General features: G+C 65.0%; 17 protein-coding genes. 6 read left to right on the plus strand and 11 right to left on the minus strand.

All coding sequences use genetic code 11. The annotated features are described in order from the left end of the window. Positions 1-63 precede the first annotated feature (63 nt). The 4 genes from AC56KL_RS19880 (at position 64) to AC56KL_RS19895 (ending at position 4,228) form a co-directional block, all read left to right on the plus strand. Entirely contained in the window at positions 64-1,593 is a 1,530-nt protein-coding gene (locus AC56KL_RS19880; protein ID WP_497181901.1) for an ABC transporter ATP-binding protein, read from the plus strand. Between the two features lie 15 nt (positions 1,594-1,608). Continuing rightward, positions 1,609-2,706: an ABC transporter permease gene (locus AC56KL_RS19885; protein ID WP_497181902.1), complete on the plus strand. Its 1,098-nt coding sequence runs from the start codon at positions 1,609-1,611 to the stop codon at positions 2,704-2,706. A gap of 6 nt (positions 2,707-2,712) precedes the next feature. Beyond that, positions 2,713-3,678 (plus strand): ABC transporter permease, encoded by a 966-nt coding sequence (locus AC56KL_RS19890; RefSeq protein ID WP_497181903.1) that lies wholly within the window; start codon positions 2,713-2,715, stop codon positions 3,676-3,678. A 211-nt stretch (positions 3,679-3,889) separates the two neighbouring features. Then, a complete protein-coding gene (locus AC56KL_RS19895; RefSeq protein ID WP_497181904.1) occupies positions 3,890-4,228 on the plus strand; it encodes a hypothetical protein in 339 nt (112 codons plus the stop codon). 72 nt (positions 4,229-4,300) lie between these two features. Here AC56KL_RS19895 and AC56KL_RS19900 read toward each other — a convergent pair whose 3' ends face one another. The 5 genes from AC56KL_RS19900 to AC56KL_RS19920 form a co-directional block, all read right to left on the minus strand. Next, entirely contained in the window at positions 4,301-5,161 is an 861-nt protein-coding gene (locus tag AC56KL_RS19900; protein WP_497181905.1) for a MipA/OmpV family protein, read from the minus strand. Between the two features lie 132 nt (positions 5,162-5,293). Beyond that, complete coding sequence (locus AC56KL_RS19905; RefSeq protein WP_497181906.1) at positions 5,294-6,355, minus strand: S1/P1 nuclease; 1,062 nt, start codon at positions 6,353-6,355, stop codon at positions 5,294-5,296. Between the two features lie 23 nt (positions 6,356-6,378). Continuing rightward, the gene (locus AC56KL_RS19910) at positions 6,379-8,073 is read right to left on the minus strand and encodes a bifunctional metallophosphatase/5'-nucleotidase (RefSeq protein ID WP_497181907.1); all 1,695 of its coding nucleotides are present in this window, start codon (positions 8,071-8,073) and stop codon (positions 6,379-6,381) included. 169 nt (positions 8,074-8,242) lie between these two features. Continuing rightward, positions 8,243-11,653, minus strand: coding sequence for a TonB-dependent receptor (locus AC56KL_RS19915; protein ID WP_497181908.1), 3,411 nt, complete (start codon positions 11,651-11,653; stop codon positions 8,243-8,245). 525 nt (positions 11,654-12,178) lie between these two features. Beyond that, on the minus strand, positions 12,179-13,672 hold the full coding sequence (locus tag AC56KL_RS19920; protein WP_497181909.1) for an adenosine deaminase: 1,494 nt from the start codon (positions 13,670-13,672) through the stop codon (positions 12,179-12,181). Between the two features lie 187 nt (positions 13,673-13,859). On the opposite strand from AC56KL_RS19920, the gene AC56KL_RS19925 reads away from it, so the two are divergent. After that, the gene (locus AC56KL_RS19925) at positions 13,860-14,372 is read left to right on the plus strand and encodes a hypothetical protein (protein ID WP_497181910.1); all 513 of its coding nucleotides are present in this window, start codon (positions 13,860-13,862) and stop codon (positions 14,370-14,372) included. A 23-nt stretch (positions 14,373-14,395) separates the two neighbouring features. On the opposite strand, the gene guaD is transcribed toward AC56KL_RS19925, so the two are convergent. The 5 genes from guaD to puuE form a co-directional block, all read right to left on the minus strand. Then, positions 14,396-15,715, minus strand: coding sequence for a guanine deaminase (guaD, locus tag AC56KL_RS19930; protein ID WP_497181911.1), 1,320 nt, complete (start codon positions 15,713-15,715; stop codon positions 14,396-14,398). Continuing rightward, on the minus strand, positions 15,715-16,785 hold the full coding sequence (gene xdhC / locus AC56KL_RS19935; RefSeq protein ID WP_497181912.1) for a xanthine dehydrogenase accessory protein XdhC: 1,071 nt from the start codon (positions 16,783-16,785) through the stop codon (positions 15,715-15,717). Before xdhC ends, guaD begins: the two co-directional genes overlap by 1 nt. After that, entirely contained in the window at positions 16,785-19,115 is a 2,331-nt protein-coding gene (xdhB, locus tag AC56KL_RS19940; RefSeq protein ID WP_497181913.1) for a xanthine dehydrogenase molybdopterin binding subunit, read from the minus strand. Before xdhB ends, xdhC begins: the two co-directional genes overlap by 1 nt. A 13-nt stretch (positions 19,116-19,128) precedes the next feature. Next, positions 19,129-20,610, minus strand: a complete 1,482-nt coding sequence (gene xdhA / locus AC56KL_RS19945) for a xanthine dehydrogenase small subunit (RefSeq protein WP_497181914.1) — start codon at positions 20,608-20,610, stop codon at positions 19,129-19,131. A gap of 130 nt (positions 20,611-20,740) precedes the next feature. Continuing rightward, positions 20,741-21,682 carry an allantoinase PuuE gene (gene puuE / locus AC56KL_RS19950; RefSeq protein ID WP_497181915.1) on the minus strand — a complete coding sequence of 314 codons (942 nt, stop codon included), beginning with the start codon at positions 21,680-21,682 and terminating at the stop codon, positions 20,741-20,743. A 125-nt stretch (positions 21,683-21,807) separates the two neighbouring features. On the opposite strand from puuE, the gene uraH reads away from it, so the two are divergent. Continuing rightward, entirely contained in the window at positions 21,808-22,161 is a 354-nt protein-coding gene (uraH, locus tag AC56KL_RS19955) for a hydroxyisourate hydrolase (protein ID WP_497181916.1), read from the plus strand. A gap of 93 nt (positions 22,162-22,254) precedes the next feature. Here the strand turns inward: uraH and AC56KL_RS19960 are convergent. Further along, positions 22,255-22,338: IS3 family transposase (locus tag AC56KL_RS19960; protein ID WP_497178958.1), on the minus strand; the 84-nt coding region annotated here is incomplete at its 5' end.

Consider the following 22,338-nt stretch of genomic DNA (forward strand, 5'->3'; position numbering starts at 1 on the left):
GGCCCGGCGCGCTTTTGAATGAAAGAGGCTCCCCGGTTTCATCACCCTTTACTACTGATCGCAATGCAGCCAGCCGTAGAATTTCGCAACATCAGCAAGGCCTTCGGGGCCGTGCAGGCGAACGCTGACGTCAGCTTCTCGATCGCCAAAGGCTCGATCCACGGCGTGATCGGCGAAAATGGCGCGGGCAAGTCCACCCTCATGAGCATCCTGTATGGCTACTACCATGCCGACAGCGGCCAGCTCGTGATCAACGGCCAGGAGCGCCAGATCCGTTCGTCCCTCGAGGCGATCGACCTGGGCATCGGCATGGTGCACCAGCACTTCATGCTGGTCGAGAACATGACCGTGCTCGACAACGTCATGCTGGGCACCGAGGGCGGATTCAAGCTGGCCGCCAAGCGCAAGGAAACGGAAAGCAGGCTGCGAGAGATCTGCGCCCGCTACCGCCTCGATGTCGACCCGCTCGCCACTATCCACGACCTGTCGGTGGGCGCGCAGCAACGCGTCGAGATCCTCAAGCAGATCTACCGCAGCGCCGAGATCCTGATCCTGGACGAGCCCACAGCCGTCCTCACCGCCCAGGAAACCGCCTCGCTGTTCGAGATCCTGCGGCTGTTCAAGGAACAGGGCAAGACCATCATCCTGATCACCCACAAGCTGGGCGAGATCATGGAGATCACCGACCAGGTGACGGTGATGCGCGCGGGCCGCGTGGCCGGCGCCGTTTCCACCCGCGACAGCTCGAAGGAACAGCTGGCCAACATGATGGTCGGCCGCCCCATCGAGGGCAACCTGCCGCGCAAGCCCTTCAATCCGGGCGCGCCGGTGCTGCAGGTCAGCGGCCTGCAGCTGGAAGACAGGAACAAGGTCAGGCTGCTGTCGGACATCGACCTCACGGTGCGCGCCGGCGAGATCGTCGCCATTGCCGGCGTGTCGGGCAACGGCCAGAGCGAACTGATGGAAATCCTGTCGGGCATGCGCCTGCCAACCGGCGGCCGGGTCGCCTTCCTCGGCAAGGAACTGCCCTACGCCGGCCGCTCGCATGCCGACGGCCTGCCGGCCACGTTCCGCGAGCTGGGCATCGGCCATGTGCCGGAAGACCGCCTGCGCGACGGCGTCGTCAAGGATTTCTCGGTAATGCAGAACACCGTGTTCGGCTACCAGGACCGCGTCAAGAACAAGCTGGGCCTGTTCGACTTCGAGGCCATCGCCAAGCGCTGCGCGCACCTGCTGGAAGCTTTCGACGTGCGTCCCAAGAACCCGGACCTGCGCATCGGGCTGCTCTCGGGCGGCAACCAGCAGAAGGTCGTGATCGCGCGCGAAGTGTCGGCCGCCCCGAAGCTGATGCTGGTCGGCCAGCCGACCCGCGGCGTCGACATCGGCACCATCGAAAGCATCCACACCCAGCTGCTGCGCCTGCGCGACGAAGGCGTGGCGATCCTGCTGGTGTCGACCGAGCTGGAAGAAGTGCGCGCGCTGGCCGACCGCATCGTGGTCGTCTCCGGCGGACGCGTCACCGGTGAGCTGAACATCGACGAATTCGACACCACCCGCATCGGCCTGCTGATGGGCGGAATGCACAAGCATTAAGAGCTGAACAAGCCAATGAAAACGACTGAACTTCCACGCTGGGCATCCGGTTTCGTCCTGCCGGTCCTGAACCTGCTGTCGGCGCTGCTGGTGGCGGCCCTCGTCATCCACCTGCTGGGCGAAAGCCCGGTCGAGTCGCTGCAGATCCTGATCAACAGCGCCGTCATCAATCCGGAAGGCCTGAGCTACACCCTGTTCTACGCCTCCACCTTTGTCTTCACCGGCCTGGCGGTTTCGGTGGCGATGAAGGCGGGGCTGTTCAACATCGGTGCCGAAGGCCAGATGTACCTGGGTGGCCTGGGGCTGACCCTGGCCATGCTAGCTTTCGACGCCTCGCTGTCGCCGTGGCTCCTGATTCCGCTGGCGATGATCGCCAGCGCCGTGTTCGGCGCCGGCTGGGCCTTCCTGCCCGGCTACCTGCAGGCCAAGCGCGGCAGCCACGTGGTGGTCACGACCATCATGTTCAACTTCATCGCCGCCAGCCTGATGAACTTCATCATCGTGAAGTACCTCATCCCCGAGGGCGACCAGAACCCGGCCAGCCGTGTCTTCAGCGAAGCCTCGTGGATGCCGCGTTTGTATGACTGGTTCCCGGCCCTGGGCGACACCCCGCTGAACATCTCCTTCATCCTGGCGATCGTCGCACTGGCGGTCTACGGCGTCGTGATGTCGCGTTCGAGCTGGGGCTACAAGCTGCAGGCCACCGGCCTGAACCAGCACGCGGCCCACTACGCCGGCGTGCGCATCAGCCGCATGATCATCGTGGCGATGCTGATCTCAGGCGCCCTGGCGGGCCTGGCCGCGGTGAACTCGATCCTCGGCTCGACCCACTACCTGAGCCTGAACTTCCCGGCCGGCGCCGGCTTCGTGGGCATCGCCATCGCCCTGATGGGCCGCCAGCACCCGGTGGGCATCTTCCTGTCCTCGGTCCTGTTCGGCGCGCTGATCCAGGGCGGTTTCGACCTGTCGCTGGAAAAGCCGAACATCCCGCAGGAGACCTTCATTTTCATCCAGGGATTGATCATCCTGTTCTGCGGCGCGATGGAGAACCTGTACGCGCCGGCCGTCCTCAAACTGATCAATAGCGCACGCAGCGGCGCACGCAAGGGATAAGCAGCCATGGAAGACTTCCAACTCGCCAGCATCGTCGTCTCGACGATCCGCAATGCGCCGGTCCTGATTTTCGCGGCCATGGCCGGCCTGTTCGCCGAGCGCAGCGGCGTGATCGACCTCGGCCTCGAGGGCAAGATCCTCGCCTCGGCCTTCGTGTCGGCCGGCGTCGCCTACGCGTACCAGGACCCCTGGCTCGGCATCGCCGCCGGCATCCTGGCATCCAGCGTCCTCGCGCTGGTGCAGGCCTTCGTGTCGATCACCCAGAAGGGCAACCAGCTGGTCGCGGGCATGGCGATCAACATCGCCATGAGCGGCCTGACTTTCGTGGTGGCCCAGTACTTCTTCCAGCAGGGCGGCCGCACGCCGGACCTGGGCGAAGCGCGCCTGGGCGAAGTGATCCTGCCCGGCGCCACGGCCGTGGCCGACATCCCCTTCCTCGGCTGGTTGTATGGCAGCGTGATCGGCGGCCACTCGGCCCTGGTCTACCTGGCCTTCCTGCTGCTGCCGGTGGTGCACTGGACCCTGTACCATAGCCGCTTCGGCCTGCGCCTGCGCGCCTGCGGCGAAAACCCCCATGCGGCCGATGCGGCCGGCATTTCGGTGCAGCGCACCCGCTACACCGCCATGCTGATCGCCGGCGTGCTGTGCTCCTTCTCGGGCGCCTACCTGTCGATCGTCCAGAGCGGCTTCTTCCTGCGCGACATGTCGGCCGGCGCCGGCTACCTGGCGCTGACGGCCATGGTGTTCGGTAACTGGCGTCCGCTGCATACGGTGCTGGGCTGCCTGATGTTCGGCTTCTTCGGCGCGGTGCAGATCCAGATCGAAGGCGTCGACCTGCCGGTGGTGGGCCGCATCCCGGGCTCGCTGATCCAGATGATTCCCTACGTGCTGACGGTGGTGGTGCTGGCCGGCCTGATGGCCAAGTCGGTGGCGCCAAAGGCGCTGGGCAAGCCTTTCGTCAAGTCGCGCTGAGCGCACCCGCACCGAAAAATGGCCTGCATTACCGCAGGCCATTTTTTTTGCCGCTCACCACGCTTAGTTGCACAGTTTGTTAGCAAATGTGACTACCGTAAGGCTTTGTAAAGCCGGTCAACAGGGCGCATCCGGGGCCCGTTAGATGCCCAGGTGACACGACTTAGTGACACTTCCGTACGCCAGAACCCGAACCAGAAAGGAATCACCAATGAAGAAAGCCATTGCTAGCCTGATCGTCGCTCTGTCCGCTACCTCGGCCTACGCCCAGACCACCACCCCGGCCACTCCGGCGACCCCGGCAACCGCCGCTACCCCGGCAATGCCCACTACCCCGGCCACCGAGACCGCGGCCACTACTGATTCGGCAGCCACCGCCGGCGGCACCGGCACCACTGCGGCCACCGCGGCTTCGCCGGCCACCCCGGCGACGCCTGCAACTCCGGCCACGCCGGCATCCGCAGCCGACAAGACCGAAAAGGCTGACGCCACGCAGGCTAAGAAAGACGCCAAGCAGGCCAAGAAGGACAGCAAGGACGCATCGAAGTAATGCGGCAACCCTGGGCAGGCCTTGGCGCCTCCCGGGTGTTCTCCGATGCCGTGCGGCCCCGCACGGCATTTTCTATTGCAGGCTCGGATCCACCGTTTCAGCGCCACGCGCCCGCGCTTCGGAACGCTTGAAGGTCCACATCACCCCCACCCCGCCCGACACGCCGCTGTCCTTCACATGCAGCGGGCTCGCGCGATTCGCCGCGCCCTGGTAGCTTTCGTAGCGCAGGTAGCCGAACACCCGCAGGTCTTCATTGATCCGGCGCGAGCCGAACAGGCCCAGGCGCGTCAGGAGCAGGCCGGAATCGGCTGCATAGGCCGGCCGCGCGGCCGTCGCATACTGCGGCGCCACCTCGTAGAAATGCCGGTTGATGCGGCGGTCGCCCAGCACCACCGACAGGTTCGTCTCCAGCGTCCAGACTCTGCGCTCCCCGGCCATCTCGTAGGCGAGGCGCGGCTCGAAGGTATAGCCGCGGGCGTGCAGCCCGCTGCGCGCCTCGATCACGGCGCGCAGCGGCAGCTCGAGGCGCAGGCGGCGGTTGCCGTCCAGGTCGGCCAGCCGCACTTTCAGGCGCGGGCCGAATTCCACCAGCGGGCCCAGGTCGGGCATGCCGGCGCGCTCGTCGACGTCGTCCGAGTCGGAAGGCAGGGCGCCGGCGAAGCCGACGTCGAGTTCGGCCCGCTCGGAGCTGAACAGCCGCGCATTGATGCCGGAACGGTCGGCGCGCAGGATCTCGCCGCGGTAGACGATGTTCGGAAAAGCCAGCACCCGCGTTTCGCGCTCGTCGGAGCCGGGGTAGGAAGGCGTAGACAGGGCTGCGCCGCCGAAGCCGATTTCCCAGACCGGGAGAGTGGACGTGGGAGTGGCTTGGGCGTAGGCGGCCAGGGGCAGGACGAGGCAGGCGGCGCAGGCCGCCTTGGTGAGATTGGTCATGACAGTTCGATCAGGTTCGGGTGAACGGATTCTATGCCAAGACCGGGGCGGCGGCGAGCGGGCGCGCGTGAAAACAGCACGGGCGCCTTGACGCCCATGCATGATCTGCCGGTATTGCTCTACAGGGGAGGATTACCCTTTTTCCGGATAAATCGCCTGCAGCAGCGCCGCCAGGTTGTAACCGCCCCTGATCAACTGCTGCTTGGCGATCTCCGAACTCGGCACCGGATAGTTCGCCGGCATTTCCAGGGCAAAGGTGAAGTAGGTCTCGCCCTTCTTGCTGATCTGCTGGGTCAGCTTGCCTGGCTTGACGCCTTCGAAGGCCTGCTTGGCCACGAACAGCGAGTGGTTGGCCCACGCGTAAGGCGCCGTGATCGGATCGCCTTCGATCAGCGGGAACTGCGGCTTGCTGCCAATCGCCTTGTCCGCGAACTGTTCGGGCGTCCTGGTCTGCAGGCGGCGGAAGGCATAGTCCACCGTGGTGCTGTCCCAGTACGAATGGAAGGGCTTGGTCTTCTGCTCGGCCGCACCGGGCCAGGCCGGCGCGGATTCGCCTGCAGGAATCACGCCTGCCACCAGCTCGGCCAGCCTGGCATTGTCCAGCAACAGGTTGTTACTGCCGCGGGTGTCGAAAATGGCCGATTCATTCACTTCCTCCTGCGTTCTTGGCGCCACGAACTTGCCGTCCTTGTCGACATAGGCCGCGCCCACGTGCAGGGGCTGGTGGATGTCGCCGGCGAAGTGCGCAAGCAGGATCAGCGCCTGGCGCTTGGTGAACTTGTGCGGATTCAGCTCCGGATCGGTCTTGCCCTGCAGGACCGCGATGCACTGGCGCAGGGTCTGCACGATGTCGACGCCGGTGCGGCCCGGGCCGTGGTCGTCGTAGTGGTCGTGCTGGAACGGGACGTTCGTGTAGTGGTACTTGTCATGCAAGGGGTTGGCGTTGACGTACTCGATCATCTCCGGGGTCTGCGGTCCGCAGAAGCTGCCCTTGACGCAGTCGGCCCAGTTGGCCACCAGTTCGAGCGACTCGCCCGGCTTGAGCAGCTTGTGGATTTCCCCGTGCGCCCGGGTGCCCTTGAGCAGCTTGTCGGCGATGGCGCCGATGGCGCGGTGGCCGTCGCGGCCCCAGGCCGCGGCGTCGTAGGAAACGAAGGCGCTGGTCAGCGCCAGTACGAAGGCTAGTTTTTTCATGATCATCCTTGGTAAAGCAAGACTTACTTGGCTTTGATAATGCGCGGGCCTGCGCCGAATAGAGCCGCACCCTTCCCTTCGATGTCGCTCAGGTGTTCGGTGAAGGCATCGAGGTCGAGGAGGCCGGTCTCGAGACGCCTGCGTCCCTTGCCGAATTCCGGGAAGTTGTCGCCGCCTTCGGCCAGGAAGTTATTCGCGACCACGCGGTAGGTTTCGCCATCGTCGAGCGGCTTGCCGTCCAGGGTAATGCCGAGGACGCGGCTGCCGACCGGACGTTTCGCGTCCCAGGCATAGCTGAAGCCGTTCGAGACTTGCAGCATCTCGCCATCGCTGGCGTCCTTGCGCCACTGGCCTTCGAGCAGCGAGCGGATTTCGCCGCCGGTCAGGTCCATCACGACCAGGGTGTTCCCGAACGGGAGTACGGCCTGGGCCTGGCCGAAGGCAGCCACATTGTCCGGGCCGGCCTCCAGGTCCTTGCGGATGCCGCCTTCGTTCATGAAGCCGATCACGGCGCCGACATTGCGGGTAGCCGCCAGCACGGCGTCGGCGATCAGGTTGCCGAGCGGCGCTTCGCCGGCCTCGTTCTGCTTGCGCAGCACCGGCGCCGACGCCAGGCGCGCGACCGGACGGGTCAGGGCGGCGCGGCTGCTGTCCTTGACCCCGGCGATGAAGGCGGCCATCTTTTCGTCGGCCGGGTAGTCGCCCGCCTTCATCAGGACGTTCTCCACCTTGATGTCGCCGACGATGCCCACGCCCTTCTCCACCTTCATCGCGATGCGGGTCAGGAGGTGGCCGTAGGACGAGGCCTGGGTCACTGTGCGGCCGTCGACCTTGCACAGGTAGCCTTCGTGGGTATGGCCGGTGATGACCAAGCGAACCGCCGGGTCGAGCTTCCTGACGATGTCGACGACCGGCCCGTTCAGCTGGCTGCAGCCGGGCGTCATGGGATTTTCCGGCGTCCGGCCGCCCTCGTGCACCAGCGCCACGATCACGTCGGCGCCCTGGTGCCGCATCTCGGGGATGGCGCGGTTGATCGCTTCGGCTTCGCTGCCGACTTCCAGGCCGGCGATGCCCGACGCCATCACGTAGGACGCAAGGTCTTGCAGCACCACGCCGACCAGGCCCACCTTGACACCCTTGACGTCCTCGATCCTGAAGGCCGGAATGAAGGGCTTGCCGGTGGCCTTGTCGACCACATTGCCGGCCAGGTAGGTGAACTTCGCGCCGCGATAATCCCTGGCCATCTGGCAGGCCTTGGCAGGACGCGGCGAGTCGCAGCCGCCGTGCTGCTGGCGCAGCAGTTCCTGGCGGCCGGCATCGAACTCGTGGTTGCCGACCGCGCTTGCGCGCAGGTCCAGCATGTTCATCGCTTCGATGGTCGGTTCGTCGGCCCACAGCGAGGACATCGCCGGGCTCGCGCCCACCAGGTCGCCCGCCGAGACGAACAGCAGGTCCTTGTCTTCCTTGCGCCAGGCCTGCAGCGCGGCGGCCACCGCTTCGGCGCCGCCGGCGCGGATCGGCGCGGCCTTGCTGCCGTCCGGGTTGACTGGCGTATAGCGGCTCGGTTCCAGGTTCCCATGAAAGTCGTTCATGGCGACCAGGTTGATGGTCACAGGTTCACGGCTGGCAGTCGTGGCGCAGCCTGCCAGGGACACGGTGACGGCGACGGCCATCGCGGCGCGCACGAGAGGTGCCGGGGCACGCAGGAAAACGGTCATGGAATGTTCTCGATCAAGAAGGGAGGCAAACGAGGCCCTCCGAATTATCACATGTGGTCCCGCTCGTCTGCCAATACCATGGACCTCGAGCGAGCGCCTTCAACCAATAAAAAACGGCCGGTGTCGCCACCGGCCGTGCTGACATCACAGGCTTGCCATCAGGCCGAGATTAGAACTCGTACTTGAAGGTTGCCTGGATGGCCCACTGCGATTCGCCCTTGTTCTGGCGAACGACCAGGTCTTCGACGTTGTTGCGCACGCCGTAGACATAGCGGCCCTGAGCATCCAGGCCGACGTAGTCGACGAAGCTGCGCGCCTGGGCGCCGTTCCCCTGGAAGGCCACTTCCTCGATACGGCCCCACTTCTTGTTCAGCAGGTTGCCGAAGTTGAGGATGTCGAGTGCGAAGCTGGCCTTGTGGGTCTTGAAGAAGCCTGGCAGTTCCTGGGTGATCTTCACGTCGAAGCTGTTGGTCCACGGCGAGAAGTCGGTGTTACGGCCAACCACGCCGCCCTTCGAATTGCGCAGGACTTCGTTGGCGTTGACCACGGCCCAGAAGCGCGACTCGTTGGTCTTGCTGGTCGCGGTGTCGCCGAAGAACACGACTTCGCCCGAACCTTCAGCCGACGGGATGTACATCAGGTCGTTGCCGGCCAGGCCGTCGCCGTTCAGGTCGTTGTTGATGGTCCAGCTGTACGGCTTGCCCTCGCGGCCTTCATAGAACACGCCGAGTCGGGTGCGGTAGTTGCCGAAGAAGCGCTTTTCCCACGACAGGCGGGCATTGATACGCTCTTTCACCAGGTACGACGAGTTGGCAGCGACTTCCTCGTTCGGGTTGAACACCGAGCGGCCCGAGAAGTTCGAACCCGAGGTCGACGAAGTCAGCGGCGAGACTTCCGTCGCGTTGGAGTGCGAGTAGGCCACCGACCAGCCGAAGCCCTTGCGGGTCGGGCTCGTCAGCGAGAGGGTCACGACCTGGGCGTCGCCCTTGTCAGTGGCCTTGGCCAGCAGCACGTTGCCATAGCTCAGGTTCGACAGCGCCTTGTTGGTGTTCTGGCAGCCGGTTGCATTGCCCGCCGAGTTGTTGGTGAAGGTATAGCAGCTTGCCGACAGACCATTGGCGTTGTAGTACAGCTCGCGGCCATCCTTGCCGATGCGGGTGGGCGCGCCCAGGTTCAGGTTCTGGTAGAAGATCGCATCCTTGTTCTGGGTCGCCAGCAGTTCGGCGCCGAACACCAGGCCTGCGAACGGCAGCTCATGCTCGAATGCAAGGTTGGCTTTCCAGATCGACGGCTGGCGCAGGTCCGACGACAGGATGTCGACGTTGGCCGACGGAGTCGAGCCGGTAACGGTCTTCTGGGCGTTCACATCAGGCGTGAACAGGCCGTCGGTCGACGGGCAGCGGGTCGCGCCGTTGCCCGAGCAGGTGATGGTACGGGTGGCCACGCCAGGGTTCGAGAACGGGTTCGACATCCACACGGTCGCCGCCGCGCCCTGGAACAGGCCGACACCGCCGCGCAGCTGGGTAGGACGTGCCGCGTCGATCTTGTAGTTGAAGCCGACGCGCGGTTGCCACAGCTTGTTGCCGTCGAAGGTCTGGGTATTGTCGACACCGAAGCCGCCGGTCTGGCGTGCGAAGGTGGCGGCATTGCCGGCGATGGCCGCCTGGGCGACGGCGGTGTTGCGCAGCGGAGTGCGGTCGACGCCGGTCACGTCGAGGCGCACGCCGGCACTGACGGTCAGGTTGTTATTGACGGTCCAGTTATCCTGCAGGAACACGCCGGTGCTCTTCATGGTGAACTGGGCGATCGCGTTGCTCAGCGATCCGCCAGCCACCGGCAGCTGCACCGTGTACGACGACGGACGGCCGCGCGAGAAGTTCTCGTAGATCGCGGCGTTGATCTGGGCCGCGTTCGCGGTGGCGCAGTTGATCGAACCGAAGGTGTAGCTGAAGTTGTTATCGCACTGGAAGGTGTAGTTGCCGAACACGTTCTGCAGGAAGGCGTTGTACACCTTGTTCTGGGTGTAGTCGGCGCCGACCTTGAATTCATGGTCGCCCCACAGGTAGTTAGCGCCCGCATAGATGTCCAGGGTCTTGGTGCCCAGCACGTTGTTCTGGCGGCTGTTCTCGGTACCGGTGTTCAGCGAACGGTTCCCGGTACGGGTGCCTGCCGGCGCATCCGATGGCAGCGGACCAGAGAACGAGAACGCCATTCTCGGCAGCTTGCTATTGTTGATCGGCACCGAGTCATAGTCGCGCTGCGAGATCTTGAACTCGGTCGACAGGTTCTGCGTCCAGTCGGAGAAGACCTGGCCGACCAGGGTTTCGATCGTCTTGTCCTGGTTGTAGAAGTACGAGCTCAGCGACACGGCATCGTCGAAGAAGCCCGGGAAGATCGGCTCGTTCTGTGCGGTCTTCGAGTAGCGCAGGCTGGCTCGGTGGTCGTCGTTGATGTTCCAGTCGAGCTTGAACATACGCTCTTCCGATTTCATCTTGGTACCGGCCGGCACTTCGGTTCCACCGAGATCGATGCCGTACTTGTTCTTGGCGATATCCCTCAGATTTCCGATCTGGGCCGGGCTGATGCCGATGGTGGTGCCGGCATTGGTGCCAATGGCGCCGTACTGCGGACCACTGCGGGTGCTTTCGTAGTTTTCAGCCAGGGCGAAGAAGAACAGCTTGTCCTTGATCAGCGGGCCGCTGACCCACAGGCCCTTGGTGTTGTCCTTGAATTCCGGCGCGTCGAAGTATTCGCCGGTGGTCTGGTTGTAGCGCTCGCCGACCAGGCGGTCGTCGCGGGTCACGTAGTAGGCGCCGCCGTGGTACACGTTGGTACCCGACTTGGTGACGGCGTTGACGTTGGCGCCGGTGTAGCCGCGCTGGGTCACGTCGTAGTTAGCGACGTTCACCTGCACCGAGGCGATGGCTTCCATCGAGATCGGCTGGCGGGCGGTCGGGCTGCCGTTGGCTTCCAGGCCGAAGGTGTCGTTCACGGCCACGCCGTCGATGGTCATCGAGTTGTAGCGCGAGTTCTGGCCGGCCACCGACATTTCGCCGCGGTCCTTGTCGGTCTGCGAGACGCGCGGATCGAGACGCGCGAAGTCTTGCAGGTTGCGGTTGATCGATGCCTGGGTTTCGAGGTCGGCGCGGCTGATCGCGGTGACCGAACCCATCGACTGGTTCGAGAAGATTTCCGAGCGGGCCGCCGAGCCGGTCACGGTGACGGTCTGCATGGCCTGGCCCAGGGTTGCATCCACAGCGGCGGTTTCGGCCAGGTCGGTGAACACGCCTTCGCGGCGCTCGGTGACGCCGTCCTTGGTAATGATGATCGTGTACGGACCGCCTACGCGCAGGCCGCGCGCGACGTAGCGGCCTTCCGCGTCGGTGGTGACATTGCTGACAGAACCGGACTCGGTGTGAACAATCTGCACCTGGGCGCCGACTGCCGGCTTGCCGTCAGCGGCCGAGATACGGCCACCGATAGCCGAGGTGGTGTTCTGTGCAAAGGCCGGCGCAGCAGCCAATGCAACCGACAAAGCCAGCGCCAGTTTCGTGAGCCGGATCTGTTGTTGAGTGATCATTGATAACCCCAAAAAGAACTATTTAGTTATAACGGGCAGCCGACGGTTGCCCTCTCTACAAGTACTGCAAACCTTAAATCGCTGCGTGGTATCTTGGCGGTCAAGCCGGCCAGCGGCGGCCAGTCTAACGTGCAAGTGTTTCAACGAAGTTACACTGGCTAGCGCCTGTCAAACGGGGAATACCTTTTGGAAATCAATTCCAAATATGCATGAGCGCCGACGACTCGACAAATTCGTTTTGGCTTCGATATTCATACGTTTGTCGTATAAATACGCTTGAATACCTTGTTAACGCCCTACACCCTGGGCTTAAGTTGCAGCAAAATGACAAGGCGGGATTATAAAGGCGGCGTTCCTAGGCGAAATTTTTTTGAAGAGAATTTCGCCTTACCGTGGATGGAAGAGGATTTTTTGTAGCAGGAAGGCCACAAAAGATAAAATCCTGACAAGGAACTGTCAAAGAGTCACTTGAACAGGATGACCTGAAGGCGCTCCGCAACCGCTGCGGAGCGCTTCCTGTAATGCTTACTTCACACCTGCCTGCAGTTTTGCAAGTCGAGCAAACTTTGCCTCGAAATCGGCGAAGCGCTCGTCCAACTGGCGGGTCAAGCGTTGTTTTTCTGCCACCGGCAGGAAGGCATAGCGGATGCTGTTATATGAGGTGCGCTTCATTTCCGCGTACTCCGGCTTGTAGCGGCTGGCGAACAGCACATATTCGTGCGACAGCGTATGGCGGGTCACGCCGGCATCATCGGTCGAGATCACATAGGGCACACCGTACTTGCGGTACAGGGTGATCGGGTGGTTGCCCCCCTTGATGCCGCTGATGAAGGCGTTCGAGGTCAGGTTGATCTCGACCGGGATGTCGTCCTTGCGCATCCTGGCCATGATGGCCGGTGCGTTGGTTTCATGGGCCAGGTCAAGGCCATGGCCGATGCGGTTGGCGTTGGCCACGACCAGGGCCTGGTCGATGTGGAACTTCAGGCCTTCCGGCGGCACGTCGCCCATGGCCAGCTCGCCAGCGTGCATCGCGATCTTCACCTCCGGGTAGCGCGACTTCAGGAAGCGGAACATCTTCATGTGCAGCGCGTAGTCGCGCATCGACACCATGGTGCTTTCCTGCCCGACGATGTTGACGCCCACGATCTTGTCGCTCATGGCGGCCGCCTTGAAGCCGGAGACCATCGACGAGAACACCTGCGACGGGTTCAGCAGGCGCAGCACATAAGTCTGGTAGCGCATGGTGAAGCGCTCGTCGTCGATGCCTTCGGCCGCCTCATGGATCTTGTTGACGAAGTCTTCGGTCGATTTACGGAAGCCGGCGTCCTGTTCCAGCACCGCCAGCCAGGCGCCCATCTGGGCGTCGAAGGCCTTGTCGTCGTCGGCATTGCGCCAGGCCTGGGCGTCGAATTCCTTGTTCACCACAAACGGCGACATCTTGAACATGGTTTCGATATAGCTGACGTTCTCCAGGATCGCGCGCTTCTTGAGCTCCTGCAGGCCTTCCCGGAAGTTCGCGTTCGACACCGGACCGAAGAAGCCGAAGGTCTGGAAGAATGCGCGGTCCGGCGGCGGCTGCATTGCGCCATGGTTGTAGAAGTCCTTGGTGGACCAGCGCTGCAGCAGTTCGCGATAGGTGTGGTCGTCCGCATAGACGTCGGCAGTCGTCAGGCAGTTGCGCTCTTCAAGCGGCTTGAGGCGCTCGGAGGCGACCACTTCCTTCTTCGTTTCGATCCGGTAGCTGTGCTTGTTGACGCAATAGCCCTGCTTGTCGAGGAAGTCGACGTACGACTCGGCATAGACCGAACCGGAGTAATGGTGGTGCAGGTCGCCGCCCTTGGGCATCTGGGTGAAGAACAGGGTCAGCTCGGACAGCTTCGGCTCGCCGGCGATCAGGCTGGCGTAGTGGCGGGCGGTGGCGGCTTCGTTGGCCTTCGAGGCCGGGCCCTTGGCCTGGGCCTGCGGGGCGCCTGCGATGGCCAGGGCGAGCAGGACGCCGCCGGTAAGTTTCGTGTACATGGAGTGACTTTCTCACGCTTGAAGATGCGGGCGCCGGGCCCGGAATGATCGCGCAACTCTAACTGCTTCAATGATCGTTTGCAACATTGTCATGTCCTGCGCATAGAATCAAGGCAAGCCAGCGTGCGGGCTCGACCGGCCCAAGGGGCACGCATACAATCGGACCAGGCCTACTTTCCCTCATCCCATGCGCATCATTGCCCTGTCCCTGCTTCTCGCCTCCAGCCCCAGCCTCGCGCAACCCGGCATGCCCGCAGACCCATCCTCGGAAAAGCTGGAGCGGGTTGTGCTCATCATGGGTTCGCACCTGCCCCAGCCGGTCGGCGTGTCGACCGTGCACAAGGCCAGCTGCGGCAGCACCGACTACCGCCTGAGCGTGGCGCCAAGGGCGAAGACCGTCATCCTGTCCACCGGCGGCCGGCCCGACGTCGACCTGAGCGCGACGGCCCTCGGCGCGCGGTTGCTGGACAAGGATGTGCTGGTGCGGGTCGGATTCAACTGCCCGATGGACGCCCTGAACGTCTTCATCACTGGCATCAAGCTGGTCGATCTCGGACCGCCAAAGGGCTTCACCGGCCACCTGTCGGTGCGCAGTGACGGCACGGTCAGGCAAAGCGATGAGAGGGCCCTACACGTCGACGACATGGCGACGCCGGCCGAATCCATCCGCGTCCAGCCGTCGCGTCCGCCGGCGGAATAAACGCTGGCCAGCCTTCGTCGCAGCTAAGCGCGCGCGTGCACCCGGCGACCGGCCGAGTAGGTCGCCTTGACGGTGCGGTCGTCGCCCAGCAGGGCCAGCGCGAACAGCAGCTCCTCCAGCGATTCCAGCTGCGCCGTGCGGCGCGCCAGCAGCGGCGTGGCCTTCGGGTCGAGCACGACGAAGTCCGCTTCCGCACCCGGCGCGAAGCTGCCGATCGTTCCTTCCAGGTTCATGGCGCGGGCCGCACCCAGCGTAGCCAGGTAGAACATGCGCAGCGCCGGCAGGTAGCTGCCCTTCAGGCGCGCCACCTTGTAGGCTTCGTTCATGGTCTGCAGGATCGAAAACGAGGTGCCGGCCCCGACGTCGGTGCCGAGCGAGAGCAGCGCTCCGGCGCCGTCGGCCCGCTCGAAGTCGAACAGGCCGCTGCCGAGGAACAGGTTGGAGGTCGGGCACACTGCCACTGCGGAACCCGTGGCCGCCATGCGCGCGAAATCTTCGTCATCGAGCCAGATGCAGTGCCCGAACAGCGCGCGCGGGCGCATCAGGCCGAAGCGCTCGTACACGTCCAGGTAGCTGCGCGCCTGCGGATGCAGCTCGCCCACCCAGGTGCACTCGTCCTTGTTTTCCGAGACGTGGGTCTGGATGAAGGTATCCGGATAGGCCTGCGCCAACTCGGCGGTGGCGCGCAGCTGGGCGTCGGTCGAGGTGGGGGCGAAGCGCGGCGTGATCGCATACAGCTGGCGGCCGCGCTTGTGCCACTTCTCGATCAGGTCCGCGCTCGTGCCGACGCCGCCTTCGCAGTCGCGCAGGAAGTCCGGGCAGTGGCGGTCCATCAGCACCTTGCCGGCCACCATGCGCAAGTTGCGCGCTTCGCTGGCCTCGAAGAAGGCGTCGACCGATTGCGGGTGCACGGTGCAGTACACGACGGCGGTGGTGGTGCCGCAGCGCAGCAGCTCGTCCAGGAAGAACTCGGCGGTGGCGCGCGCGTGCGCCGGGTCCTCGAAGCAGCGCTCGGTCGGGAAGGTATAGGTCTCCAGCCACGGCAGCAGGCCCGGGCTGGGCGAGGCGATCATGTCGGTCTGCGGGTAATGCAGGTGGGTGTCGATGAAGCCCGGTGTGATGAGCTGGCCGCGGTAGTCGTGCGGGGTCACCCCTGGCGGCAGCGTCGCGCCGAGCGCGGCGTAGTCGCCAGCGGCCTTGATGCGGCCGTCCTCGACGACCAGCAGGCCGTCTTCATGCCAGGCATGGGCGTCGCCATCGAATGCCGGGTCGGCGTGGAAGTGCAGCAAGCTCGCACGGTAGGCTTGCACGACAGGTGCGCAATGAGCGGGTGCGGTGGACATCAGTGAAATTCCGTTGAAACGTCGGGTTGGCGGGCGGCTGCTTCCCACACGGTGAGCAACTGGGCCGCCACGGAGGCTGCGATCACGGCCGGGGCCTTGCCCTCGATGCCGGCGATGCCGACCGGGCAGACCATCGCGGCCAGGCGCGCATCCATGACGCCGCGTTCGCGCAGGCGATGCTCGAACTGGCGGCGTTTGGTATCGGAGCCGATCAAACCGAACCAATCATGGAGGCCGGGGCGGGACAGTATCGCGTGCGACAGCTGCAGGTCAAGTGCATGGCTGTGGGTCATGACCAGGAAGGTGGTGCCCTGTGGTGCGTTTTCAACAAGCGCCTCGGGGGTGTCGGTGGCTTCGACTGTTACGTTGGCCGGGATCGAGGGCGGGAACAGGTCTTCGCGTTCGTCGACCCAGGTGATGCGGCAGGGCAGCTCGGTCAGGGCCCGGACGATGGCGGCGCCCACGTGGCCGGCGCCGAACAGCATCAGGTGGGCGCGCGGGGCGAGGACGGCGTCGGCCAGCCAGAGGCGGCCGACGCCGTCCTGGAAGATATGGGTACCGGCGGCGCGATCGAATGCCGGAGCTGCTTGGCCGACTAGCAGTCGCCAGCTTGCATCAAGTAGGGACGTAGGGTGGTCGGCTCTGCCGACCGCGCGTTCAGCTGACGATGATGCCTCGACTGCGCTACCGTGAGTTGAACGCGCGGTCGGCGAAGCCGACCACCCTACGAACACCAAACGCCAGGTATCTTCGTTACGCCGCGTGTCGAGTATCGCCAGCTGCCCTGCATCCGCGAATTCAAACGCCAGCCAGGCGATCCCGCCGCAGCACTGCCCCAGCTTCGGCCCGAGCGGAAAGCGCTCGATGTGCGCCTCCCCACCCTGCTCCAGCATCGCCCGCGCGATGTCCAGCGCGCGCTGCTCGAGATGACCGCCGCCGATGGTGCCGCGAAATCCCTGCCCATCCACCAGCATGCGCGCTCCCGGCTCGCGCGGCGCCGAGCCCTCGACGCGGGCAACGGTTACCAGCACGGCCGGCGCGTGCAGCTCGCCTGGCAGCCAATCGTTCATCAGGCGCTCGCCGCTTCGACGAACGCGACCGCCCGCAGGATCTCTTCGCAGGTGGCCGGGGCATTGAGCGGCGGGTGCACCCGGTGCCCGCCCACGCTCGAGATCGCGTGGCGGATCGCGAAGAACACCGAGAACGGCAGCAGCAGCGGCGGCTCGCCCACTGCCTTGGAGCGGTGGATGCTGTCTTCCACGTTGCGATTCTTGAACAGGCGCACGCGGAAGTCTTCCGGGCAGTCGGAGACGCCGGGAATCTTGTAGGTGGACGGCGCGTGCGTCATGAGCTTGCCGGCCGGGTTCCACCACAGTTCTTCCGTCGTGAGCCAGCCCATGCCCTGGATAAAAGCGCCTTCGACCTGACCGATGTCGATGGCCGGGTTCAGCGAGTTGCCGGCGTCGTACAGCGCATCGGCGCGCAGCAGCTTCCATTCGCCCGTGAGGGTGTCCACCACCACTTCCGAGACTGCCGCGCCATAGGCGAAGTAGGAGAACGGGTTGCCGTTCATGGTCTTCGGGTCCCAGTGCAGGCCGGGGGTGGCGTAGAAGCCGTCGGACCACAGCTGCACGCGCGCCAGGTAGGCCTTGGCCACCACCTCGCCGAAGCGCAGCGCCTGGCCGGCCACGAACACGGTGTCATCGGCGAAACGCACTTCCGACGGCTCCCCGCCGAACTGCGCGGCCACAAAGGCGCTCAGGCGGTCGCGGATCTTGCGGGCGGCATCCTGCGCGGCCTTGCCGTTCAGGTCCGCGCCGGTGGACGCAGCGGTGGCCGAGGTGTTCGACACCTTGCTGGTATTGGTGGCGGTGGCGCGCACGCGCGCCAGGTCCACGCCCAGTTCGTGGGCCACGACCTGCATCACCTTGGTATTGATGCCCTGCCCCATCTCGGTGCCGCCGTGGTTCACCAGGATCGAGCCGTCCACGTAGATGTGCACCAGCGCGCCCGCCTGGTTCAGGTGGGTGACGTTGAAGGCGATCCCGAACTTCACGGGGGTGAGCGCCAGCCCTTTTCTCAGCACCGGGCTGGTGCGGTTGAACTCGTTGATCGCCGCGCGCCGGGCCCGGTAGTCGCTGCTCGCTTCCAGCTCGGCCACCAGCTCGTGGATGACATTGTCGACGATCGCCTGGCCGTAGGGCGTGAGGTTGCGATCCTGCTTGCCGTAGAAGTTCAGGCGCCGGATGTCGAGCGGGTCGCGGCCGAGATTGCGCGCGATCTCGTCGATCACGTATTCGATGGCGATCGCGCCCTGCGGTCCGCCGAAGCCGCGGAAAGCCGTGTTCGACTGGGTATTCGTCTTGCCGCAGGCGGCGCGGATCTCGACGTCGGACAGGTAATAGGTGTTGTCGAAGTGGCAGACGGCGCGCGTCGCCACGGGGCCCGACAGGTCGGCCGAATAGCCCGCGCGCGTGACCATGTCGACCTTCGCCGCCACGATGCGGCCTTCGCGGTCGTAGCCGACTTCGTACTCGTAGTGGAAGCAGTGGCGCTTGCCCGTGACCAGCATGTCGTCGTCGCGGTCGGCGCGCAGCTTCACAGGACGACGGATGCGCGCGGCGGCGATGGCTGCGGCCGACGCCCATAATGCCGACTGCGACTCCTTGCCGCCGAAGCCCCCGCCCATGCGGCGGCATTCCACCGTCACGTGGTGCGAATGCAGGCCCAGCGCATGCGCCACCACGTGCTGCATCTCGCTCGGGTGCTGGGTCGAGCAGACCACGTGCATGCCGCGGTCTTCTCCGGGAAGCGCGTACGCGATCTGGCCCTCGAGGTAGAACTGCTCCTGGCCGCCGACGTACAGCTCGCCCTTGACGCGGTAGGGCGCCTGCCCGAAGGCGCGCTCGGCGTCGCCGCGCGCCAGGCGCATCGGCGGCAGCACCCAGGACTGGGCGGCGCGCGCTTCCTGCGGCGTGAGGATGGCCGGCAGGTCTTCATAGTCGATCCTGGCCAGCCTGGCGGCGCGGCGCGCGTTGTCGTGGCTGTCGGCCACCACGATGAAGACCGGCTGCCCCACGTACTGGACCAGGCCGTCGGCCAGGATCGGATCGTCGTGGATGATCGGGCCGCAGTCGTTCAGGCCGGGAATATCCTTCGCCGTCAGCACCGCCACCACGCCGCGGCTCGCGGCGACCTGTGCGAGGTCGATCGCGAGGATGCGCGCATGGGCGCGGCCAGAGAGGCCGAGCGCGCCGTGCAGCGTGCCGGCCGTTTCCGGGATGTCATCGGTGTAGGTGGCCTGGCCGAGCACGTGCAGCACGGCGGATTCGTGCGGACGCGCGCGGCCGACTTCGGTCCATCGGGAGGCATCGAGGATGCGGGTGCCTGCATCGTTCATGTCCGTTCTCTCCTCAAGCCTGGTGCGCGAAGGCATTGACGGCGGCGGCCGGCAGCGGATCGTCCGTGCGGGTCTCCAGCCAGAAACGGCGCAGCAGGTTTTGCGCCGCCGCCAGCCGGTAGCCGCTGGAGGCGCGCATGTCGCTCAGCGGCGCGTAATCCTGGGCCAGCGCGGCCATCGCGCTGCGCAGCGCGGCCTCGTTCCACGGCTTGCCGAGCAGGGCCGCTTCGGCGGCGGCGGCGCCTTTCGGCGTGGCCGCCATGCCGCCGAAGGCAATGCGGACAGCCGCCACGGACTCGCCGTCGAGGGTGATGGCGAAGGCCGCGCACACGGCCGAGATGTCCTGGTCGAAGCGCTTGGCCAGCTTGTAGGTGCGGAAGCGCAGGCCGGGCCGGGGCAAGGGAATGCGCAGCGCTCGCACGAATTCGTCCGGACCCAGGTCTTTCTGCTGGTAGCCCAGGTAAAAATCTTCCAGCGCCAGCACCCGCTCCCCTTGCGGTCCTCGCAGCACCACGCTGCTGCCCAGCGCGATCAGCCAGGGCATCGAGTCGCCGATCGGCGAGCCGTTGGCGACGTTGCCGCCCAGCGTGCCCGCATTGCGGATCGGGAGCGAGGCGAAGCGCTGCCACATCTGCGTCAGTTCGTCCGGATAGTGGAGGCACGCGGCGGCGTAGGCGGCGTCGAGCGTCACGCCGGCGCCGATCTCCAGCGTTCCATCGGATTCGACGAGCGTCTTCAGTTCGTCCACCTGGCCGAGATAGATGATGTCCTTCAGTTCGCGCAGGTGCTTGGTGACCCACAGGCCGACGTCGGTCGAACCGGACAGCAGCAGTGCGTCCGGGAAGCTGGTACGCAGATGTACCAGTTCCTCGAGCGTGCGCGGCGTATGGAAGCAGCCGCCGTGCGCCTCGTAGCTGAAGCCGTGGCTGCGCTGCAGTGCGCGCAGGCGTTCGGCCAGTGCGGCGCGATCAAAACTGGCGGGCGGCAGTTCCACCATGCGGCGGGCGGCGTCGATGATGGGACGGTAGCCGGTGCAGCGGCACAGGTTGCCCGACAGCGTGTCGTCGATCTGGCAGCGCGAGGGCTGGCGCCCGGAAAGCCCCTGGCTTTCCTGCTTCAGGTACATGCCCCACAAGGACATCGCGAACCCGGGCGTGCAGAAACCGCACTGCGAGCCGTGGCACTCGACCAGGGCCTGCTGCACCGGATGCAGGCTGCCATCCTGGCCCTGCAGGTCTTCCACCGTGAACAAGGCCTTGCCGTCCAGCGTCGGGGTGAACTGGATGCAGGAATTGACCGCCTTGAGTTCCAATCGGCCGTTTTCCAGCGAGCCGATCACCACCGTGCAGGCGCCGCAGTCGCCTTCCGCGCAGCCTTCCTTGGCGCCGGTGCAATGCAGGTCCTCCCGCAGGTGCTGCAGGATGGTCTGGGTGGGCGCCGCATCGCGGACTTCGTGGACGGCCCCGCGGTAGTGGAATCGGATCGGTTCTGACATGGGCGGTCTCGTCTGGTGGTGCATTGCTAGGCAAGGGCGGAAGGCTACCACCCGGCGGACTTCATATTATATGTTAATTCATATATTACTTATCAATTCATGAGCATATCTTATGCATCGCCTGCCCCTGTCATTTCAGGAAAGGATGCACTGTTTTCCAGTGTTGCGCGATATCGATGCGGCGCGTGATCCAGACCCGCTCGTGCTCCGTGACGTAATCGAGGAAGCGCGCCAGCGCCGCCGCCCGCGCAGGACGGCCGACCAGCCGGCAGTGCAGGCCGATCGACAGCATCTTCGGCTGGTCGAGGCCGTCCGGGTCGCCCTCGCGGTACAGCACGTCGAAGGCATCCTTCAGGTAGTCGAAGAACTGGGTGCCGGAGTTAAATCCCTGCATGGCGGCAAAGCGCATGTCGTTGGTGTCGAGCGTGTAGGGCACCACCAGGTGCGGGACGCGCTGTCCGTCACTCCTTTCCACCTGCTGCCAGAACGGCAGGTCGTCGCCGTAATGGTCGGCGTCGTAGGCGAAGCCGCCGTGCTCGACCACCAGGCGGCGCGTGTTGGGCGAGTCGCGCCCCGTGTACCAGCCGAGCGGCGCAGCGCCGCTGAGTTCGCGCACGATCTGCACCGCTTCCTGCATGTGGGCCCGTTCGGTGGCCTCGTCCACGTTCTGGTACGAGATCCAGCGCAGGCCGTGGCAGGCGATCTCGTGGCCCAGCTCGCGAAAGGCCGCCACCGCTTCCGGGTTGCGCTTGAGCGCCATCGCCACGCCGAATACCGTGAGCGGCAAGCCGCGTTCCTCGAACAGGCGCAGCACCCGCCACAGCCCGGCGCGCGAACCGTACTCGTAGAGCGACTCCATGCTCATGTGGCGCATCGGGAAGGCCTGGGCGCCGATGATCTCGGACAGGAAGGTTTCCGAGGCCGGGTCGCCGTGCAGCACGCAGTTCTCGCCGCCCTCCTCGTAGTTCAGGACGAACTGCAGGGCCACGCGGGCCCCGCCGGGCCAGCGCGGACGCGGCGGGTTGCGGCCGTAGCCGGCGAGGTCGCGCGGATAGTATGAGTAGGTGTCCATGGGCATGACCGGCTTTGGAGAAGTGGGAGCGAATGTACGATATATCATCGATCATATATTGCAGGAAGCACAACGGTATATGATTCGCCGCATACTTCAAGCCAAGCCACCGATATGGGAGCCGCATGGGCAAACTTTCCACCCACGTTCTCGATACCGCCCATGGCCGCCCCGCAGCGGGCGTCCGGGTCGAGCTCTACGCCCTCGATGGCGACGGGCGCAGCCTGCTCAAGACGGAGCTCACCAATACCGACGGCCGCTGCGGCGCGCCCCTGCTGGAAGGCGACGCACTCCGGCCCGGCCGGTACGAACTGGTATTCCACGCCGGCGACTACTTCGCCGCCCAAGGGGTGGACCTGCCCTCGCCCCGCTTCCTCGACCGCGTCACGATCGCCTTCGGCATCGCCGACAGCGGGCAGAACTATCACGTGCCGCTGGTGATGACGCCCTGGTCTTACTCGACCTACCGGGGCAGCTAGGGTCATTTTCACTCAATCGAGCCAGGCGCGGAAGATGATTTTCCGTAGGGTGGTCGGCTTTGAACTGACCCCAAATTGTTGGACGTTAAGTCGTTAAGCGCCCATGGCCTGGGTCCTGTACTGTACAGGGCTTTGGCCTTTTAGTTTAAGTTTGATGCGGTCGTTATTGTAATACCT

It is taken from the genome of Telluria sp. ZB4P34 (assembly GCF_059686055.1).